This is a genomic window from Kitasatospora sp. NPDC094015 (genome assembly GCF_040304075.1).
Lineage (GTDB): Bacteria > Actinomycetota > Actinomycetes > Streptomycetales > Streptomycetaceae > Kitasatospora.
The window spans coordinates 1-13,953 of the sequence record NZ_JBEOUL010000028.1 but is presented as its reverse complement, the minus strand read 5'-3'; the positions used below and the strand labels follow the sequence as shown (position 1 = coordinate 13,953).

General features: G+C 73.6%; 14 protein-coding genes and 1 pseudogene. 6 read left to right on the top strand and 9 right to left on the bottom strand.

Annotated features, from left to right (window positions below; genetic code table 11):
* Positions 1-79: 79 nt before the first annotated feature.
* Complete coding sequence (locus ABT014_RS26890; protein ID WP_350641778.1) at positions 80-742, bottom strand: TetR/AcrR family transcriptional regulator; 663 nt, start codon at positions 740-742, stop codon at positions 80-82.
* Positions 743-867: 125 nt separating this feature from the next.
* Between ABT014_RS26890 and ABT014_RS26885 the strand changes: the two genes are divergently transcribed.
* A complete protein-coding gene (locus ABT014_RS26885) occupies positions 868-2,595 on the top strand; it encodes an amidase (RefSeq protein ID WP_350641777.1) in 1,728 nt (575 codons plus the stop codon).
* A gap of 67 nt (positions 2,596-2,662) precedes the next feature.
* Here ABT014_RS26885 and ABT014_RS26880 read toward each other — a convergent pair whose 3' ends face one another.
* The 5 genes from ABT014_RS26880 to ABT014_RS26860 all read right to left on the bottom strand — a co-directional run bounded on the left by ABT014_RS26880 (position 2,663) and on the right by ABT014_RS26860 (position 5,889).
* Positions 2,663-3,355, bottom strand: a complete 693-nt coding sequence (locus tag ABT014_RS26880; RefSeq protein ID WP_350641776.1) for a scabin-related ADP-ribosyltransferase — start codon at positions 3,353-3,355, stop codon at positions 2,663-2,665.
* A 184-nt stretch (positions 3,356-3,539) separates the two neighbouring features.
* Entirely contained in the window at positions 3,540-3,866 is a 327-nt protein-coding gene (locus ABT014_RS26875; protein WP_350641775.1) for a hypothetical protein, read from the bottom strand.
* Positions 3,867-3,984: 118 nt separating this feature from the next.
* Positions 3,985-4,425, bottom strand: a complete 441-nt coding sequence (locus ABT014_RS26870; protein ID WP_350641774.1) for a VOC family protein — start codon at positions 4,423-4,425, stop codon at positions 3,985-3,987.
* 60 nt (positions 4,426-4,485) lie between these two features.
* Positions 4,486-5,325, bottom strand: coding sequence for an alpha/beta fold hydrolase (locus ABT014_RS26865; protein WP_350641773.1), 840 nt, complete (start codon positions 5,323-5,325; stop codon positions 4,486-4,488).
* Positions 5,326-5,481: 156 nt separating this feature from the next.
* The gene (locus tag ABT014_RS26860) at positions 5,482-5,889 is read right to left on the bottom strand and encodes a RidA family protein (RefSeq protein WP_350641772.1); all 408 of its coding nucleotides are present in this window, start codon (positions 5,887-5,889) and stop codon (positions 5,482-5,484) included.
* A gap of 123 nt (positions 5,890-6,012) precedes the next feature.
* On the opposite strand from ABT014_RS26860, the gene ABT014_RS26855 reads away from it, so the two are divergent.
* Entirely contained in the window at positions 6,013-6,396 is a 384-nt protein-coding gene (locus ABT014_RS26855) for a winged helix-turn-helix transcriptional regulator (protein WP_350641771.1), read from the top strand.
* A gap of 84 nt (positions 6,397-6,480) precedes the next feature.
* On the opposite strand, the gene ABT014_RS26850 is transcribed toward ABT014_RS26855, so the two are convergent.
* Entirely contained in the window at positions 6,481-7,719 is a 1,239-nt protein-coding gene (locus tag ABT014_RS26850; protein ID WP_350641770.1) for a cytochrome P450, read from the bottom strand.
* 108 nt (positions 7,720-7,827) lie between these two features.
* Between ABT014_RS26850 and ABT014_RS26845 the strand changes: the two genes are divergently transcribed.
* The gene (locus tag ABT014_RS26845) at positions 7,828-8,109 is read left to right on the top strand and encodes a hypothetical protein (RefSeq protein ID WP_350641769.1); all 282 of its coding nucleotides are present in this window, start codon (positions 7,828-7,830) and stop codon (positions 8,107-8,109) included.
* A gap of 32 nt (positions 8,110-8,141) precedes the next feature.
* Here the strand turns inward: ABT014_RS26845 and ABT014_RS26840 are convergent, their stop codons facing one another.
* Entirely contained in the window at positions 8,142-8,546 is a 405-nt protein-coding gene (locus ABT014_RS26840; protein ID WP_350641768.1) for a hypothetical protein, read from the bottom strand.
* A gap of 207 nt (positions 8,547-8,753) precedes the next feature.
* On the opposite strand from ABT014_RS26840, the gene ABT014_RS26835 reads away from it, so the two are divergent.
* Positions 8,754-9,740, top strand: coding sequence for an SDR family NAD(P)-dependent oxidoreductase (locus ABT014_RS26835; protein ID WP_350641767.1), 987 nt, complete (start codon positions 8,754-8,756; stop codon positions 9,738-9,740).
* A gap of 69 nt (positions 9,741-9,809) precedes the next feature.
* Here the strand turns inward: ABT014_RS26835 and ABT014_RS26830 are convergent, their stop codons facing one another.
* Entirely contained in the window at positions 9,810-11,606 is a 1,797-nt protein-coding gene (locus tag ABT014_RS26830; protein ID WP_350641766.1) for an IPT/TIG domain-containing protein, read from the bottom strand.
* A gap of 491 nt (positions 11,607-12,097) precedes the next feature.
* Between ABT014_RS26830 and ABT014_RS26825 the strand changes: the two genes are divergently transcribed.
* Together ABT014_RS26825 and ABT014_RS26820 are read left to right on the top strand one after the other, a co-directional pair.
* Complete coding sequence (locus ABT014_RS26825) at positions 12,098-13,546, top strand: DUF4331 domain-containing protein (RefSeq protein WP_502895104.1); 1,449 nt, start codon at positions 12,098-12,100, stop codon at positions 13,544-13,546.
* A 150-nt stretch (positions 13,547-13,696) separates the two neighbouring features.
* Positions 13,697-13,953: pseudogene (locus ABT014_RS26820) on the top strand (tetratricopeptide repeat protein); the annotation flags it as partial.

Here is a 13,953-nt window from a genome sequence, read left to right as displayed (position 1 = left end):
TTGATGCCACGATCGTAGGAACCGACCCCGCAGCGGCGCCAACGGATTTCGGCAGGCCCGGTGCTCGGCGCACCGGCGGTCACCGGGCGGGTGGGTGGAGTTCGCGTTCGAGGGCGGTCAGGGCGAAGGCGTCGGCGGAGTCGTGCTGCCAGCGCGAGCGGCCGAACATGATGTCCCCGGACAGCCCGTTGAGCATGGCCACCGACCTGATGACGAACTCGGTGGTGTCCACCTCGGCGAACTCCCCCGCCGCCCGGCCCTCGCGCACGACGGCCGCCAACCGCTCCTCCCAGGTGTCGGACAGCGTGGTGAGGAGGTGCCGGCCGGCGTCGTCGTGGCGCTGGGCGAGGACCTGCGTCCACAGGGCGTAGCGCTCGTCGCCCTGGTGGCGGGGCAGGTAGTACCGGACGAAGAGTGCCAGCTTCTCGCTCGGGGAGGCCGCCTGGTCCGCGGCCTGCTGGTAGCGGTGGCCGAGGTCCGTCTCGCTCCAGACCAGGACCTCGAGCAGCAGCCGGTCCTTCTTGCCGAAGTGGTACAGGATGTGGCCGGTGCTCATGCCGGCCCGTGCGGCGATGTCCGACATCCGGACGGCGGCGGCGCCCTTCTCGGCGATCGCGCCGATGGCGGCGCGCATCGCCCGCCCCCGTGCTTCGTCGCCGCTGGGCCGGCGCCTGCGGTCGGCCGGGGCCGGGGCGGGCAGGACGGCGGCGGGCGGCTCGGGATCGGACTCCGGCGTCGGCATGGCCTCATCTCGATTCTAGGGTGCTAGATCGGTAGTCTAGACTGAAAATCTAGTCAGTGCGACGCAAGGCCCGGTCGACCCCCGCGCCGCGGCCCGTCCGACCCGACCATCCTGGAGGTACCCGCATGACGCGCGGATTCGACGTTGTGGAGACCTGTATCGCCGACCTGCGCGCGGCGCTGGAGAAGGGCGAGGCCACCGCGGTCCAGCTGCTCGACGCCTACCTCGCGCGGATCGAGGCGTACGACCGGCCAGGCACCGCCACCGCGCTCAACGCGATGGTCGTGATGAACCCGGACGCCCGGGCCGAGGCCGAGGCCTCCGACGCCCGCCGCGCACGCGGCGAGACGCTCGGCCCGCTGGACGGCATCCCGTACACCGCGAAGGACAGCTACCTCGCGAAGGGGCTGACGGCCGCGGCCGGTTCGCCGGCCTTCGAGCACCTGGTCGCCCAGCAGGACGCCTTCGCCGTCGAGCGGCTGCGCGCGGCCGGAGCGGTGCTGATCGGCCTGACCAACATGCCGCCGATGGCCAACGGCGGGATGCAGCGCGGCGTGTACGGCCGCGCGGAGAGCCCGTACAGCGCCGACTGGCTGACCAGCGCGTACGGCTCCGGCTCGTCCAACGGCTCGGGCACCGCGACGGCGGCCTCGTTCGGCGCGTTCGGCCTCGGCGAAGAGACCTGGTCCTCGGGCCGCGCGCCCGCGTCCAACAACGCGCTGTGCGCCTACACCCCCAGCCGCGGCGTCATCTCGGTGCGCGGCAACTGGCCGCTGGTGCCGACCATGGACGTCGTGGTCCCGCACACCCGCACCATGGCCGACCTGCTCGAACTGCTCGACGTCGTGGTGGCCGACGACCCGCACACCCGCGGCGACCTGTGGCGCGCCCAGCCGTGGATAGCGCTGCCCGCAGCCTCGCAGGTACGCCCCGCCTCGTACCCGGCGCTCGCCCCCACCGACGCCGCCGCGGCCCGCGCCGCGCTCGCCGGCAAGCGCGTCGGCGTGCCCCGGATGTACATCAACGCCGACCCCGGGGCCGGGACCAACCCGGACGGCGGCATCGGCGGTCAGACCGGCCACCGGATCGACACCCGCCCCTCGGTGCTCGCGCTGTGGGAGGCCGCGCGGCGCGACCTGGAGGCGGCCGGCGCCGAGGTGGTCGAGGTCGACTTCCCCGTCGTCTCGAACTACGAAGCCGACCGCCCCGGCGCACCCTCGCTGCTCACCCGCGGCCTGGTCGGCCCGGACTTCCTGAAGGTCGAGATCGAGGACCTGTCCGCCTGGGCGTGGGACGACTTCCTGCGCGCCAACGGCGACCCGGCGCTCGGCACCCTGGCCGAGGTCGACGGCGACCGGATCTGGCCCAAGCAGCAGGGTGAACTCCCTGACCGCTACGCCGGTTTCGACGACACCATCGGCGAGTACCCGCGGTTCGTGCGCGAGCGCCCGTACGCCTCCTTCACCGACATGCCGCACCTGGAGCAGGGGCTGCGCGGCCTGGAGGAGACCCGCCGGGTCGACCTGGAGCTGTGGATGGACGAACTGCGCCTGGACGCGGTGGTGTTCCCGGCCGTCGCCGACGTGGGGCCGGCGGACATGGACGTCTCCGAGGCGTCCGCCGAGCTCGGCTGGCGCAACGGCGTCTGGGTCGCGAACGGCAACCTGGTGCCCCGGCACCTCGGCATCCCGACGGTGACCGTGCCGATGGGCACCATGACCGACACCGGCATGCCGGTCGGCCTGACCTTCGCGGGCCGCGCGTACGAGGACAACGCGCTGCTGGGCCTCGCCGCGGCCTTCGAGGCGACCGGCACCCGGCGCACGGAGCCGTCGCGCACGCCGCGGCTCTGAGTGCGACGGCCGGCGGCGGGGGCTACTCCCCCGTCGCCGGCCGATCGAGCGCTCGGCGCGCTGCGCCTCAGCCCGCGTAGGGCGCGAAGCCGGGGTTGGACTTGCAGCCGAGGTTCTCGAAGCTGCTGACCTTCGTGTCCGGGTCGGTACCGGTCAGGTGCCACTTGCAGGCGCCCTTGAGGTAGCGGCCCTCCAGCCCGCCGGGGAAGTCGATCTCCTTGTTCCACAGGTACGGCGACTGGTAGCTGTTGAGCCGGGCGGTGGCGTTGACGTCGATGCCGCCGGGCGCGTAGATCTCGTAGACCCAGCCCGTCTTGGTGGTGCCGTAGGTGGCGAACTTCTGCGCCACCCACATCTCACAACTCGTGCTCAGGTGCGCGCTGTTCTGCCCACCGCCCTGGACGATGTACTCGGCGAGCGGGGTCACCTGGTCGCCGCGCGGGACGAAGCCCGCACGGAAGATGTCCTCCACGTTCTCCCGGGTGTCGCCGCGCCAGAGCGTGTTGACGTCGTTGCGCCACTGCCAGCTCTCCTGCGTCGCCTTGGCCGCGACCGGCTGGGCGATCTGCGGCAACGTCGTGGTGCGCCACCAGTCCGAGGCCCGGTAGTCGCGGACGGGGCCGCAGGGTGAGGTGAGGTCGTCGTCGGCCGCCCTGGTGGCGGGGACCACCGGCGCGGCGGTGGCCGGGGGCACGGCGACGGCGGTGACGGCGGAGGCGAGCGAGACGGCGGCGGCGACTCGCAGAACGGTGCGCAACATGGCGACAGCCCATCGGTTGATCAACAGGACGGGCATCTTTATAGGCGGCCGGGATGGTTCGTGTCATGACCGATACGCGGACTGCACCCGCACGGGTGAACAAGTCGTACCGCCACCCGGCACCGGCCCGGAGGTCGAGCACAGGGAAGGCCCCGCCCCAGGAGGGACGGGGCCGACGGCCAGGTCAGGAGAAGATGACCGAACGGAACTTGAGCTGATTGCCGAGCACCTTGCCCGGGTTCATCACGTAGTAGACGTCGCCGTCGCAGTCGAAGTCGACGAAGACCGTGGCCGTGGCGTCGGTGAAGTTCTTCGGCGCGTGGGCCGGGAGGAGGTCGGTGGCCCCCGGCACGTTGATGCAGTCGCCGCTCGGCGGGTGGAGGAGCGAACGGGCCCGGCCGAGGCCCCCCGTGTAGTCGAACTCGCCGTCGGCCGCATAGGCGGAGCTCGGCACCGACACAGTGATCAGCAGAGCACCGGCCGCGGCGGCCAGGGTGTGACGAAGACGCATGACGATTCCTTCGGTGAACGGAGGCCGGTACATCCGGCGCAGCGTCGATTCCCCACCGTGGCCCTCGTCATCGCCGAGCCACTCGAAAGAGGTACGTACACCACCCGTCCGGTGGCGTTCAGTGCAATTCCTCCGCCAGTCCGATGATGATCCCGGCCGGGCCGTAGAGGTAGCAGAGCAGGTAGCTGTCCTCGAACCGGGCGATCTCGCCGACGAGTTCGGCGCCGTGCGGGCGCAGCCGGGCCACCGTGTCCTCGAGGTCGTCGACGGCGTACATCACCCGGTGCGTGCCCAGGATGTTGTGCGGGCGCCTGCGTGCTCCGGGGTCGATCGCCTCGGGGCTGCGGTACTTGGCCAGCTCCAGCCGGCTGTGACCGTCCGGGGTCCGCATCATCGCGATCTCGCAGTGGACGCCGTCAAGGCCGGTGCACTGGTCCGCGAACCGGCCCTCGACCTCGGCCCGGCCCTCCAGCTCCAGGCCGAGTTCCTCGAAGAACGCGACGGCGGCGTCCATGTCGTCCACGACGATGCCGACGTTGTCCATCCGCTGGATCGCCATCCTGATCTCCTTCGTCTCCGGGCCCTCGGCCATGGCGCCGATGAGGCCGTGAACCAGCTGTCACAGCGCGAGCATCGCCTCGGCGACCGCGCCGGCCGCCGCGTCGGGGAGCGAGGTCGCGGCCTCGTCGAGGACGAGCAACCGGGCCCCGGGGATCCCGCGCGCGAGCGCCTCGCCGTTGCCGACGGGGAAGAACCGGTCGCGGCGGCCGTGCACGACCAGGGTGGGGATCCCGATCCCGGACAGGCGCTCGCGCCAGCGGGGTGCGCAGTCGAGCCGGGAGAACACCAGGCCCATCTGATTGGCCATCTGGACCGCCGGCCCGGTGCCGGGCGTGCGGTCCCAGATCCGCGCGGCGGTCGCGCGGGCGGCGACCGGGTCGTCGCCGCGGATCTCCGCACCGGACGCGGCGAAGTCCGCGACCGCCTCGCGGTCGCCCCAGTCGGGCAGGGAACGCGAGAACAGCCGGCCCATCGTCTCCCCGTCGTGGTCGGGGAGGTCGTCGTCGACCGGGCCGGGGGCCACCGCGCGGGTGCCGACCAGGGTCAGCGCCGAGAACGCTTCCGGACGGTCGAGCGCGGCCACCTGGGCGACCATCCCGCCCACGCCGATCCCCGCGAGATGCGCCGGCCCTCCGCCGAGCTCCTCGACGAGGGCCGCCGCGTCGGCGGCGAGGTCGCGCAGGGTGTAGGCGGGCGCCAGCGGATCCTCGGTCGTCGACTCCCCGCTGTCGCGCAGGTCGTAGCGCACCACCCGGCGCCCGCCGGCGGCGAGCCGCTCGCACAGCGCGTCGGGCCAGGACAGCATCGTCGTCCCGCCCACGAGCAGCATCAGCGGCGCGCCCTCCGCGCCGAACGACTCGATGCCCAGGGCGATCCCCCCGGCACGGACAGTGGTCATCGGATCACCCGGAAGCGTCGTAGGTCGGCTGTCTCACGGTCGAGCACGACACTACGCCGGGCCACCGACAGCCGCGGGGACCCTGCCGGCGACCGGCTCGGCCCCCGACGGCCCTGGGCGCACCGCGCCACGCCGTCGGGGGCCGAGCCGGTCAGGTCAGGCGAGGACCGCGACGGCCTCGAGCTCGACCAGGTGCTCGGGTACGTCGAGGGCCGCAACCCCCAGCATGGTGGCCGGAGGGGTCGCGGTCACGCCCAGCTTGGTGGCGGCCCGGGTGATCCCCTCCATGAGCAGCGGCATCATGTCGGGGGTCCAGCCGACGACGTGGAGGTTCAGCTTCGCCACGTCTTCGAAGGTGGCCCCGACCGCGGCCAGGGCGGTGCCGACGTTGAGATAGCACTGTTCGACCTGGGCGGCGAGGTCACCCTCGCCGACCGTGACGCCGTCCTCGTCCCAGGCGACCTGGCCCGCGACGAAGACCAGCTTCGATCCGGTCGCGACGGACACCTGCCGGTAGGCGTCGATCTTCGGCAGGCCGTCGGGGTTCATCAGGGTGATGGGCATGCTGCGGCTCCTTGTTCATCGAGGGCGTCCCGCGAGGCGGTCGCTCTCTTGTGGTTACTCAGGAACCGTAGGAGAGTGGTCGCTGACATGGAAGAACGCACTTTTCGGTGACTGGGGTACCAGATGGTGACCAAGCAGCTCGACGGCCCGCTCGACGAGGCGGACGTGCGGCGCGCCGACTCCCTGGCCCGGGAGATCTTCTCGGACGTCGCCAACAAGTGGGCCCTCCTGATCATCGAGGCCCTCGGGGAGCAGACTGTGCGCTTCGGTGAGCTGCGGGACCGGATCGAGGGCATCAGCCACAAGATGCTCACCCAGAACCTGCGCATGCTGGAGCGCAACGGCTTGGTGGAGCGGACGGTGCACCCGGTCGTGCCGCCGCGGGTGGAGTACACCCTCACCGAGCCGGGCCAGGCCCTACGGGTGACGATCGACGGACTGTGCGACTGGACCCACCGGTACCTCGGCCACATCGAGACCTCCCGCAACCGGTTCAACAGCCAGTAGCAGCAACAGACTTGACGACTCGTCAGGCGCTCATTGCCGCGACCCCGTTCACCGGCGGTCGGCGCTCGACGGGGCCAGGCAATGTCAGGCGCGGACGCCCTCCAGGACGAAGCCGCTGCGGGGCCGGGCGATCATCCGGCCGAGCGGGATGGTCAGGTCCTGGTCCGGGACGGTGTACTCGAGGCGGGCCAGGCGTTGCGCGAGCGATTCCAGGATCCCGAGGACGACCCCTTCGCCGGGGCAGCGGTGGCCGGTGGCCGAGCCGCCGCCCTGCGGGATCAGCACCTCGGGATCGGCCGGGCGGTCGAGGAACCGTTCCGGCCGAAAGGCGTACGGGTCCCCCCACAGCGCCGGGTCGTGGTTCTGCCCGTAGAGGTCGAGCAGGACGAGCGTGCCCTCGGCGATCGGAACGCCCCGGTAGGTCAGGTCACGGACCGCCCGGCCACCGACGAACGGCGCGAACGGGTAGAAGCGGCGGACCTCCTGGGCGAACGCGGTGGCGAACGCTGCGCCGCCCTCGGCCAGCCGGGCACCGAGCTCGGGCCGACGGTGCAGGGCATGGGCGGCGAAGGTGAGGTACCAGCAGGCGGCGACGGTGGGGCGCAGGATGTTCAGCAGCTCGACCGCCGCCACCCGCGGCTCCAGCAGGTCGCCGTCCGCGTCGCGGTGCAGGGCCACCGTCTCCGCGGCGGAACCGGACGCGAACACCTGCTGCCCGGCGCGCGCCCGCTCCACGAAATCGACGAGCCAGGCCTCCCGCCGGCGGCGGGCCAGCCGGCCGCGCCAGTGACGCGGGCCCGCGGTGGCGAACCCGTCCACCATGGCCGTCAGGTCGCGGGCGACCGGGCCGACCTCCTCCGGCACGAGGCCGACACCGGCCCAGCGGCAGACGCCCGCGGTGATCACCTCGGCGGCGGCGTCCAGCAGGACGACCCGGGGCTGCTCGGCCCAGGCGGGCACGGCCGCGTCCCAGGCCGCCTCGACGTGGTCGACCAGCGAGCGGACGGCAGCCGGGTCGGCGAGGATCCCCAGGAACATCGCCTTGCGCAAGCGGTGGACCTGCCCGTCGAGGGAGTGCACGCCGCCGTGGCCGAAGAGCGTGCTCCGGGCCGGCTCGGGCAGCGCGCCGGCCCGGCGGACGTGCCGCTCGTCGTAGAAGAAACGCACCGCGTCCGGTCCGTGCAGCGCCGCCACCGGCCGTCCCACCAACCGGGCTCGCGCCACCGGCCCGAGCCTGCGGCGGCGCAGGTCCGGCAGCCAGGCGTAGCCCTGCGCCAGCAGCGGGAGGGAACTGTCGGTCCACGGGGCACAGGGTCGATGCATGGCTGTCGGCTGCCCCCGCCGCGCTCCGGGAAACCGGACATCGCTCCGGCGTGACCGCCGCGCGGACGGGGTGTTCATGAATCGCCGGAACGGGGGCAGATGAGCCGCATGTCGCATCGCCGCAACCGCCGCCGCAGCCAGGCCCGCGCCCTCAGCCTGCCCACCACGACCGTCGGCTCGCCCGTCCGGGTCGCGCCGCGCCCCTGCGCCGGGCCGCCCAAGCCCGGACCGCCGCCGCGCACGTCCGTCGCGCCCGGACCGGAGCAGGCGCTCCCCGCCCCGCGGGTCGGCTGCTGCGCGGTCACCCGCACCCGCCGGTCCCTGGCCGGCGGCGGCTTCGCCATCGTGCGCCGCCACGAACCGCGGTGCCCCGTCTGGAGCGCCCGCTGATCCACCCGGTGGGCCGGTCCGGGCCGGGCGGCTCAGACCAGCCCCGGCCCGAGCGGACGGCCGTGGCTCTCCTGCCAGGCGGCGGCCCGCATCAGCTGCTCCTCGCTCAGACCGGTCGTCGCGACCACCCGGTCGTACAGCTCCTCCTCGTCGTCCAGCGGACCCAGTCGCCGCACCGCCCGGGTGATCTGCCCGGACCACAGTTCCTCTGTGACGAACGGGCGGCGCTGGTAGGCGGCGGCCAGCTCGATCAGGTGGGCCTCGCCGCAGGCGCGCAGCAGGCGTTCGCCGTCGAAGCTGACGTCACCGGCCACCGCCGAGGAGTCCGGCACCCGCAGGACCACCAGCTCCGGGCCGGGTACGAGCGCGCCGCACCGGTCGCAGAGCTCCGGCTCGCCACCCGCGCCGGGCCCGTCCGCACCACCGAACCCCGTCATCCCTCCGGTCTACGCCCGACCGCCGCCGCCCGCGACTGCGGGGAATCCGGAGCGGGGTCGGGCGGGCGGCGCCGCCGCTGTCGGTCGGATGTCAGCGGTCCGGCAGCGCTGCCGGTGGTCTGTGGGCGGGGTGTGGGTGGCCACCGGCACCGTGGACGGCGAGGCGGCCGGCCGGCGGTCGTCCGCACCAGCGAGGGAGCCCCGTCGATGCCGCCCGTTCCCGCTCAGCCACCCGTTCCCACTCCGCCGCCCGTTCCCGCTCAGCCGCCCTGGAACGTCCACCGGCTGCCGCGTGCCCACGCCGGCGTCTACCTGGTGACCGGCGGCAACGCCGGCATCGGGTACTTCGTCGCGGAGCAGCTGGCGGCCACCGGGGCGACCGTGGTCCTGGGCTGCCGGAGCCCCGCGAAGGCCGCCGGCGCCCTCGCGTCGATCCGCTCCCGGGTCGCCGGAGCGCGGGTCCGGAGCGTCCGGCTGGATCTCGCCGACCTCCCGTCGCTCGACGCGGCGGTGGGGGCGCTGGGGGTGGACCACCTCGACGCGGTGGTCCACAACGCCGGGGTGGCGCTGGACGACCCGCCGCGGCAGGAGACGGCGGACGGCCACGAGCTCATGTTCGCCACCAACCACCTCGGGCACTTCGCGTTGACCCGGTGGCTGATGCCGCTGCTGTCGGCCGCCCCGGCGGGCCGGGTGGTGACCATGGGCAGCTTCGCGGCGAAGTCCGAGCGCCTCGACCTGGCCGATCTGCAGAGCCGCCACGACTACCGGCCCAAGCGCAGCTACGGGCGTTCCAAGCTGGCGCAGATGACCTTCGGCATCGAGCTCGACCGCCGGTTGCGGGCCGTCGGCAGCACGGTGAGCAGCGTGGTGGTGCATCCCGGCGGCGCGCTGGACTCGCTCACGCCCTCGCGAGCGCCGGTCCACGTGCGGAGGGCCGGCGCGCGGCTGGGCGCTGCACCTGCGGCCCTGCTGCTCCAGGGCAAGCACGCCGGCGCGTGGCCCGCGGTGCGCGCCGTGCTCGATCCGACCGTCCGCGGGGGCCAGCTGTGGGGACCGCGCGTCCTCGGCCTGCGCGGCGAACCGCGGCGCGAGCCGGTGTGGCCGCACCTGACCGACACCGCCGCCGCGGCGCGGCTGTGGGAGGCGAGCCGCGAGCTGACCCGGGTCGACCCCGGCGCGACCGTCGGATAGGCCCCGGAGCCCGGCGCTGACCGGGAAGGCCGCCACGGGGCGTGGCGGCCTTCGTGGTGGCGGCCGGGGTCAGCCGATCCGGATCAGGCCCGCCCGGGCGGTGGCGGGGTCGAGGTTCGGGGCGCCGCCGTAGCCGGCGGTGTAGCCCAGGTTCAACAGGACGGTGAGGACCGGGCAGGCCCCGGTGCAGGTGGCGGTGCCGTCCGCGCCGGTGACGGCGGTGCACACGGGGGTGGCGCCGACGGCGAAGGTGACGGTGGCGCCGGGCACCGGTCGGCCGGTGGTGGTGTCGGTGAGCGTCGCCGACAGTCTGAGGTTGACGGTCAGCTGGCCGGGGGCGATGGCGAGCAGCAGCGGGTCGGCCGTGATCCGGGTGGTGTCCCGGGTGTAGGCGTAGCGGTCGACGGCGCCTGCGGCGCTGGTGCCGGCCGGGGTGGTGACGGTGACGTCGACCGGTCCTGCGGTGCTGGTGGCGGGGGCGGTCGCGGTGATCTGCGTGTCGCTGCGGACGGTGAAGGACGTGGCGGGGGTGGTGCCGAAGGCGACGGCGGTGGCGCCGGTCAGGTGGGTGCCGGTGATGGTGACGGTGGTGCCGCCGGCGGCCGGGCCGTGGTCGGGGGCGACGCCGGTGACGGCGGGAGCCGGGTCCTGGTAGGTGTAGCTGCCGGCTTCGACGGTACGGCCCGCGGTGGTCACGGTCACGCCCACGGTGCCGGCGGCGTGCGGCGGGACGGTCGCGGTGACGGTGGTGCTGTCGACCACGGTCACGTTCGTCGCCGGCGTGCCGCCGATGGTGACGGCCCGGGTGGCGGCCAGGTGACGGCCGGTCAGGGTGATGGTGGTGCCGCCCGCGGTGGGTCCGTGGTCGGGGACGAGCGCGGTGACGGCGGGGGCCGCGGGGGCCATCGCCAGCCCGAACGGCACGTTGCCGGTGGGCACGGTGGCGGTCACGGTGTTGGTGGCGGTGTCCAGCACCGACAGGGTGTTGGCGCCGCCGTTGGCGACGTACACGGCGCCGCCGTCCGGGTCGGCCAGCACGGCGGTCGGGATGGACCCGACCGGCACGGTGGCGACGACGGTGGTGGTCCCGGTGTCCAGGATCGTCACCGTGTTGCCGTTCTCGGCGGCGACGTAAGCGAAGTGCCCGTCCGGCGACAGCGCGACGCTCGCCGGGCCGGCGCCGACCGGGACGACGGCGGTGATCGTGTCGGTGGCGGTGTCGATCACCGAGACGTTGTTGCTGTTGAAGTTCGCGGTGTAGACGTGCGCGCCGTCGGGGGCGACCGCGATCCCGTTCGGGGTCCTGGCGTCGGCCCGGGCGATGGTGGCGGTCACGGTGTCGGTGGCGGTGTCGATCACCGAGACCGAGCTGCCGACGAAGTTGGCGACGTAGGCGCGCCGGCCGTCCGGGGTCAGCGCGATCCCGGTCGGCTGGTTGCCGACCTGCACGGTGGCGGTGACCGTGCGGGAGGCGGTGTCGATCACGTCCACGCCACCGACGCCGGGGCTGATGAAGCGGCCCACGTAGGCGTGCGCCCCGTCCGGCGCGAAGGTCACCGGCCCCGGGAGCCGGCCGACCGCGATGGTGGCGGTGACGGTGTCGGTCGCGGTGTCGATCACCGAGACGGAGTCGGAGCCGTTGTTGCCGACGTACGCCTGCGTGCCGTCGGGCGAGACCGCGACGCCCTCCGGGAAGGCGCCGACCGGGATGGTGGCGGCCACCGTCCCGGTCGCCGGATCGTAGGCGGTGACCGAATTGCCGCGCAGGTTGGCGATGTAGACCAGCCCCGCCGCCGACTCCGCGTGCGCCTCGGCGGCCGGCAGCACCGCCCCCGCCGTCCCCAGCAGCACGCCGGCCAGCGCCACCGCCGTTCCGCGTCTCAGCCTTCGCCGGGGACCTCGCCGAACTGCCCTGCCGTCGGGAATCAGTGCCATGTACGCCACCCCTCAACCGGATGCACAGCCAGCCGCCACTCGTCCGAGTGCCGTCAATTCACGGTATCCGCGCCATTCTTGACTGCTCATCAGATGAAAGATGATGACCGCATCTGGCCACCCGCAACCGGAATCCGATCATCCGAGATCGCCGTGAGCGGCCCGCGATCCGGACGCCCGACCCCTGGCCGACCCCGCCGACCCCGCCGACCCCGCCGACCCCGCCGACCCCGCCGACCCCGCCGACCCGCCGACCCGCCGACCGGGTGACGGTGCTGGGCCGCGCGGGTGACCCGCGCAGTCCACCCCGTCCGCGGTGCCGAACGGCGGAGGAGGGCGTCCGTCGCCCTCGCGTGACCGGCCCGGTCAAGGGCCGGTCACGTCTCCCCGGGCGCTCTGCCGCCCCACCGGAAGCGAGAACGATGAACCGTTTGCCCGGACGCCCCCGACCGACGTCCACCCTCCGCACCGCCGCCACCCTCGGCGTGCTGGGCCTGGCCCTGGCGAGCAGCATGCTGGCCGGCCCCGGCGCGGGTGTCGGCTCGGCGTCCAGCCACCGCGAGGCCCCGCTGATCGCCGCGGACCCGCAGGTCGACAACACCGACGTGTACGCGTTCACCAGCCCCGACGCCCAGGACACCGTCACCCTGGTCGCCAACTGGCTCCCGTTCCAGGAGCCCAACGGCGGACCGAACTTCTACCCCTGGGCCGACGGCGCCCACTACGACATCAACATCGACTCCCAGGGCACCGGCAAGCCCGACATCACCTACCGCTGGACCTTCCACACCGAGGACCTGCGCGGCACCAACACCTTCCTCTACAACAACGGCGTGGTGAACAACCTCACCGACCCCACCCTGCTGTTCCGCCAGTACTACACGCTCCAGGAGCTGCGCCCGGGCTGTAAGCCCAGGACGCTGGTCGAGCACGGCACCGCCGCGCCGTCCGACACCGGCAAGGCCTCCATGCCCAACTACGGGCAGCTGCGCAACCAGGCCACCGTCCAGCTGCCGAACGGCGGGCGGACCGTGGCGACCCAGGCCGCCGACCCGTTCTTCCTCGACCTGCGGGTCTTCGACCTGCTCTACGGCGGCAACCTCTCGGAGACCGGCCAGAACACCCTGGCCGGGTACAACGTGAACACCCTCTCCATCCAGATCCCCAAGAGCGAGCTGGCGTTCAAGGGCGACGCGGGCCGCAACCCGGTCATCGGCGTCTGGTCGAGCACCGAGAAGCAGACCATGAAGCTCAGCCCCGGCAAGGAGGAGCCGGTCGGAAAGTACGTGCAGGTCTCGCGGCTGGGCAACCCGCTGGTCAACGAGGTGGTGGTGCCCGCCGGCCTCAAGGACGCGTTCAACGCCCTTCCGCCGTCCGAGGACCACAACCAGCCCGCCGTGGTCAACAAGGTGCTCAACCCCGAGGTGCCGCAGCTCATCCAGGCGATCTACGGCCTGCCTGCGCCCGCCACCCCGCGCACCGACCTCCAGGAGATCTTCCTGACCGGTATCGCCAAGGCCACCGGCGGCCCCTTCCAGGTCGACCTCAACTCCCAGCTGATGAACCAGGACATCGACCCGAACTGCTTCGTCCCCGCCGAGGAGCTGCGGCTCAACATGTCCACCCCGGTCACCGCGAACCCGGACCGGCTCGGCGTCCTGAACGGCGACTTCCAGGGCTTCCCCAACGGCCGCCGGCTGACCGACGACGTGGTCGACATCGCGCTCCAGGTGATGGAGGGCGCCACCCCCGGCCACCTGATCGGCGCCCTGGCCGCCGGTGACGGCGTCAACCAGGCCGACCGGCCGTTCTCCGGCACCTTCCCGTACGTCGCGCTGCCGTACGCCAAGGCCGTCAACCAGGCCAACTGACCGTCGGGGCGGCGGGCGCGCTCCCCCGGGGTCCGCCCGCCGCCCCACGCGGCCCCGCCCCACTCGACCCTGCTCCGACCTGCTCCATCCCGCTCCGACCTGCTCCATCCCGCTCCGACCCGCCCCGTCCCGGACGACCGAAGGACCGGCATGCGCCGTCTACCCCTGCTGCTCACCACCGCCGCCCTGTGCGGCTGCCTGGCCGCGTTCGGCGCCCTCGGCCGGGAAGGACCGGCACCTGTCCCGCAGGCCGCCCACCCCGCCCCCGGCCCGGGGGCGGACGGCAGCCCGCTCGGCCGGGCCATCGCCGCCGACCAGCAGCGACTGCGCACCTCCCCGGCGGACGCCGCCGGCTGGTCCCGCCTGGGGGCCGAGTACGTCGAGCAGGCGCGGCTCACCGCCGACCC

What these genes read in the sequence shown, in the direction of transcription:
- ABT014_RS26860 (WP_350641772.1), bottom strand. Translation starts at nt 5,889, where the DNA reads ATGCCCATCACCCTGATGAACCCCGACGGCCTGCCGAAGATCGACGCC.
- ABT014_RS26850 (WP_350641770.1), bottom strand. Translation starts at nt 7,719, where the DNA reads ATGCATCGACCCTGTGCCCCGTGGACCGACAGTTCCCTCCCGCTGCTG.
- ABT014_RS26845 (WP_350641769.1), top strand. Translation starts at nt 7,828, where the DNA reads ATGTCGCATCGCCGCAACCGCCGCCGCAGCCAGGCCCGCGCCCTCAGC.
- ABT014_RS26890 (WP_350641778.1), bottom strand. Translation starts at nt 742, where the DNA reads ATGCCGACGCCGGAGTCCGATCCCGAGCCGCCCGCCGCCGTCCTGCCC.
- ABT014_RS26865 (WP_350641773.1), bottom strand. Translation starts at nt 5,325, where the DNA reads ATGACCACTGTCCGTGCCGGGGGGATCGCCCTGGGCATCGAGTCGTTC.
- ABT014_RS26880 (WP_350641776.1), bottom strand. Translation starts at nt 3,355, where the DNA reads ATGTTGCGCACCGTTCTGCGAGTCGCCGCCGCCGTCTCGCTCGCCTCC.
- ABT014_RS26835 (WP_350641767.1), top strand. Translation starts at nt 8,754, where the DNA reads ATGCCGCCCGTTCCCGCTCAGCCACCCGTTCCCACTCCGCCGCCCGTT.
- ABT014_RS26870 (WP_350641774.1), bottom strand. Translation starts at nt 4,425, where the DNA reads ATGGCGATCCAGCGGATGGACAACGTCGGCATCGTCGTGGACGACATG.
- ABT014_RS26875 (WP_350641775.1), bottom strand. Translation starts at nt 3,866, where the DNA reads ATGCGTCTTCGTCACACCCTGGCCGCCGCGGCCGGTGCTCTGCTGATC.
- ABT014_RS26825 (WP_502895104.1), top strand. Translation starts at nt 12,098, where the DNA reads ATGAACCGTTTGCCCGGACGCCCCCGACCGACGTCCACCCTCCGCACC.
- ABT014_RS26885 (WP_350641777.1), top strand. Translation starts at nt 868, where the DNA reads ATGACGCGCGGATTCGACGTTGTGGAGACCTGTATCGCCGACCTGCGC.
- ABT014_RS26855 (WP_350641771.1), top strand. Translation starts at nt 6,013, where the DNA reads ATGGTGACCAAGCAGCTCGACGGCCCGCTCGACGAGGCGGACGTGCGG.
- ABT014_RS26840 (WP_350641768.1), bottom strand. Translation starts at nt 8,546, where the DNA reads ATGACGGGGTTCGGTGGTGCGGACGGGCCCGGCGCGGGTGGCGAGCCG.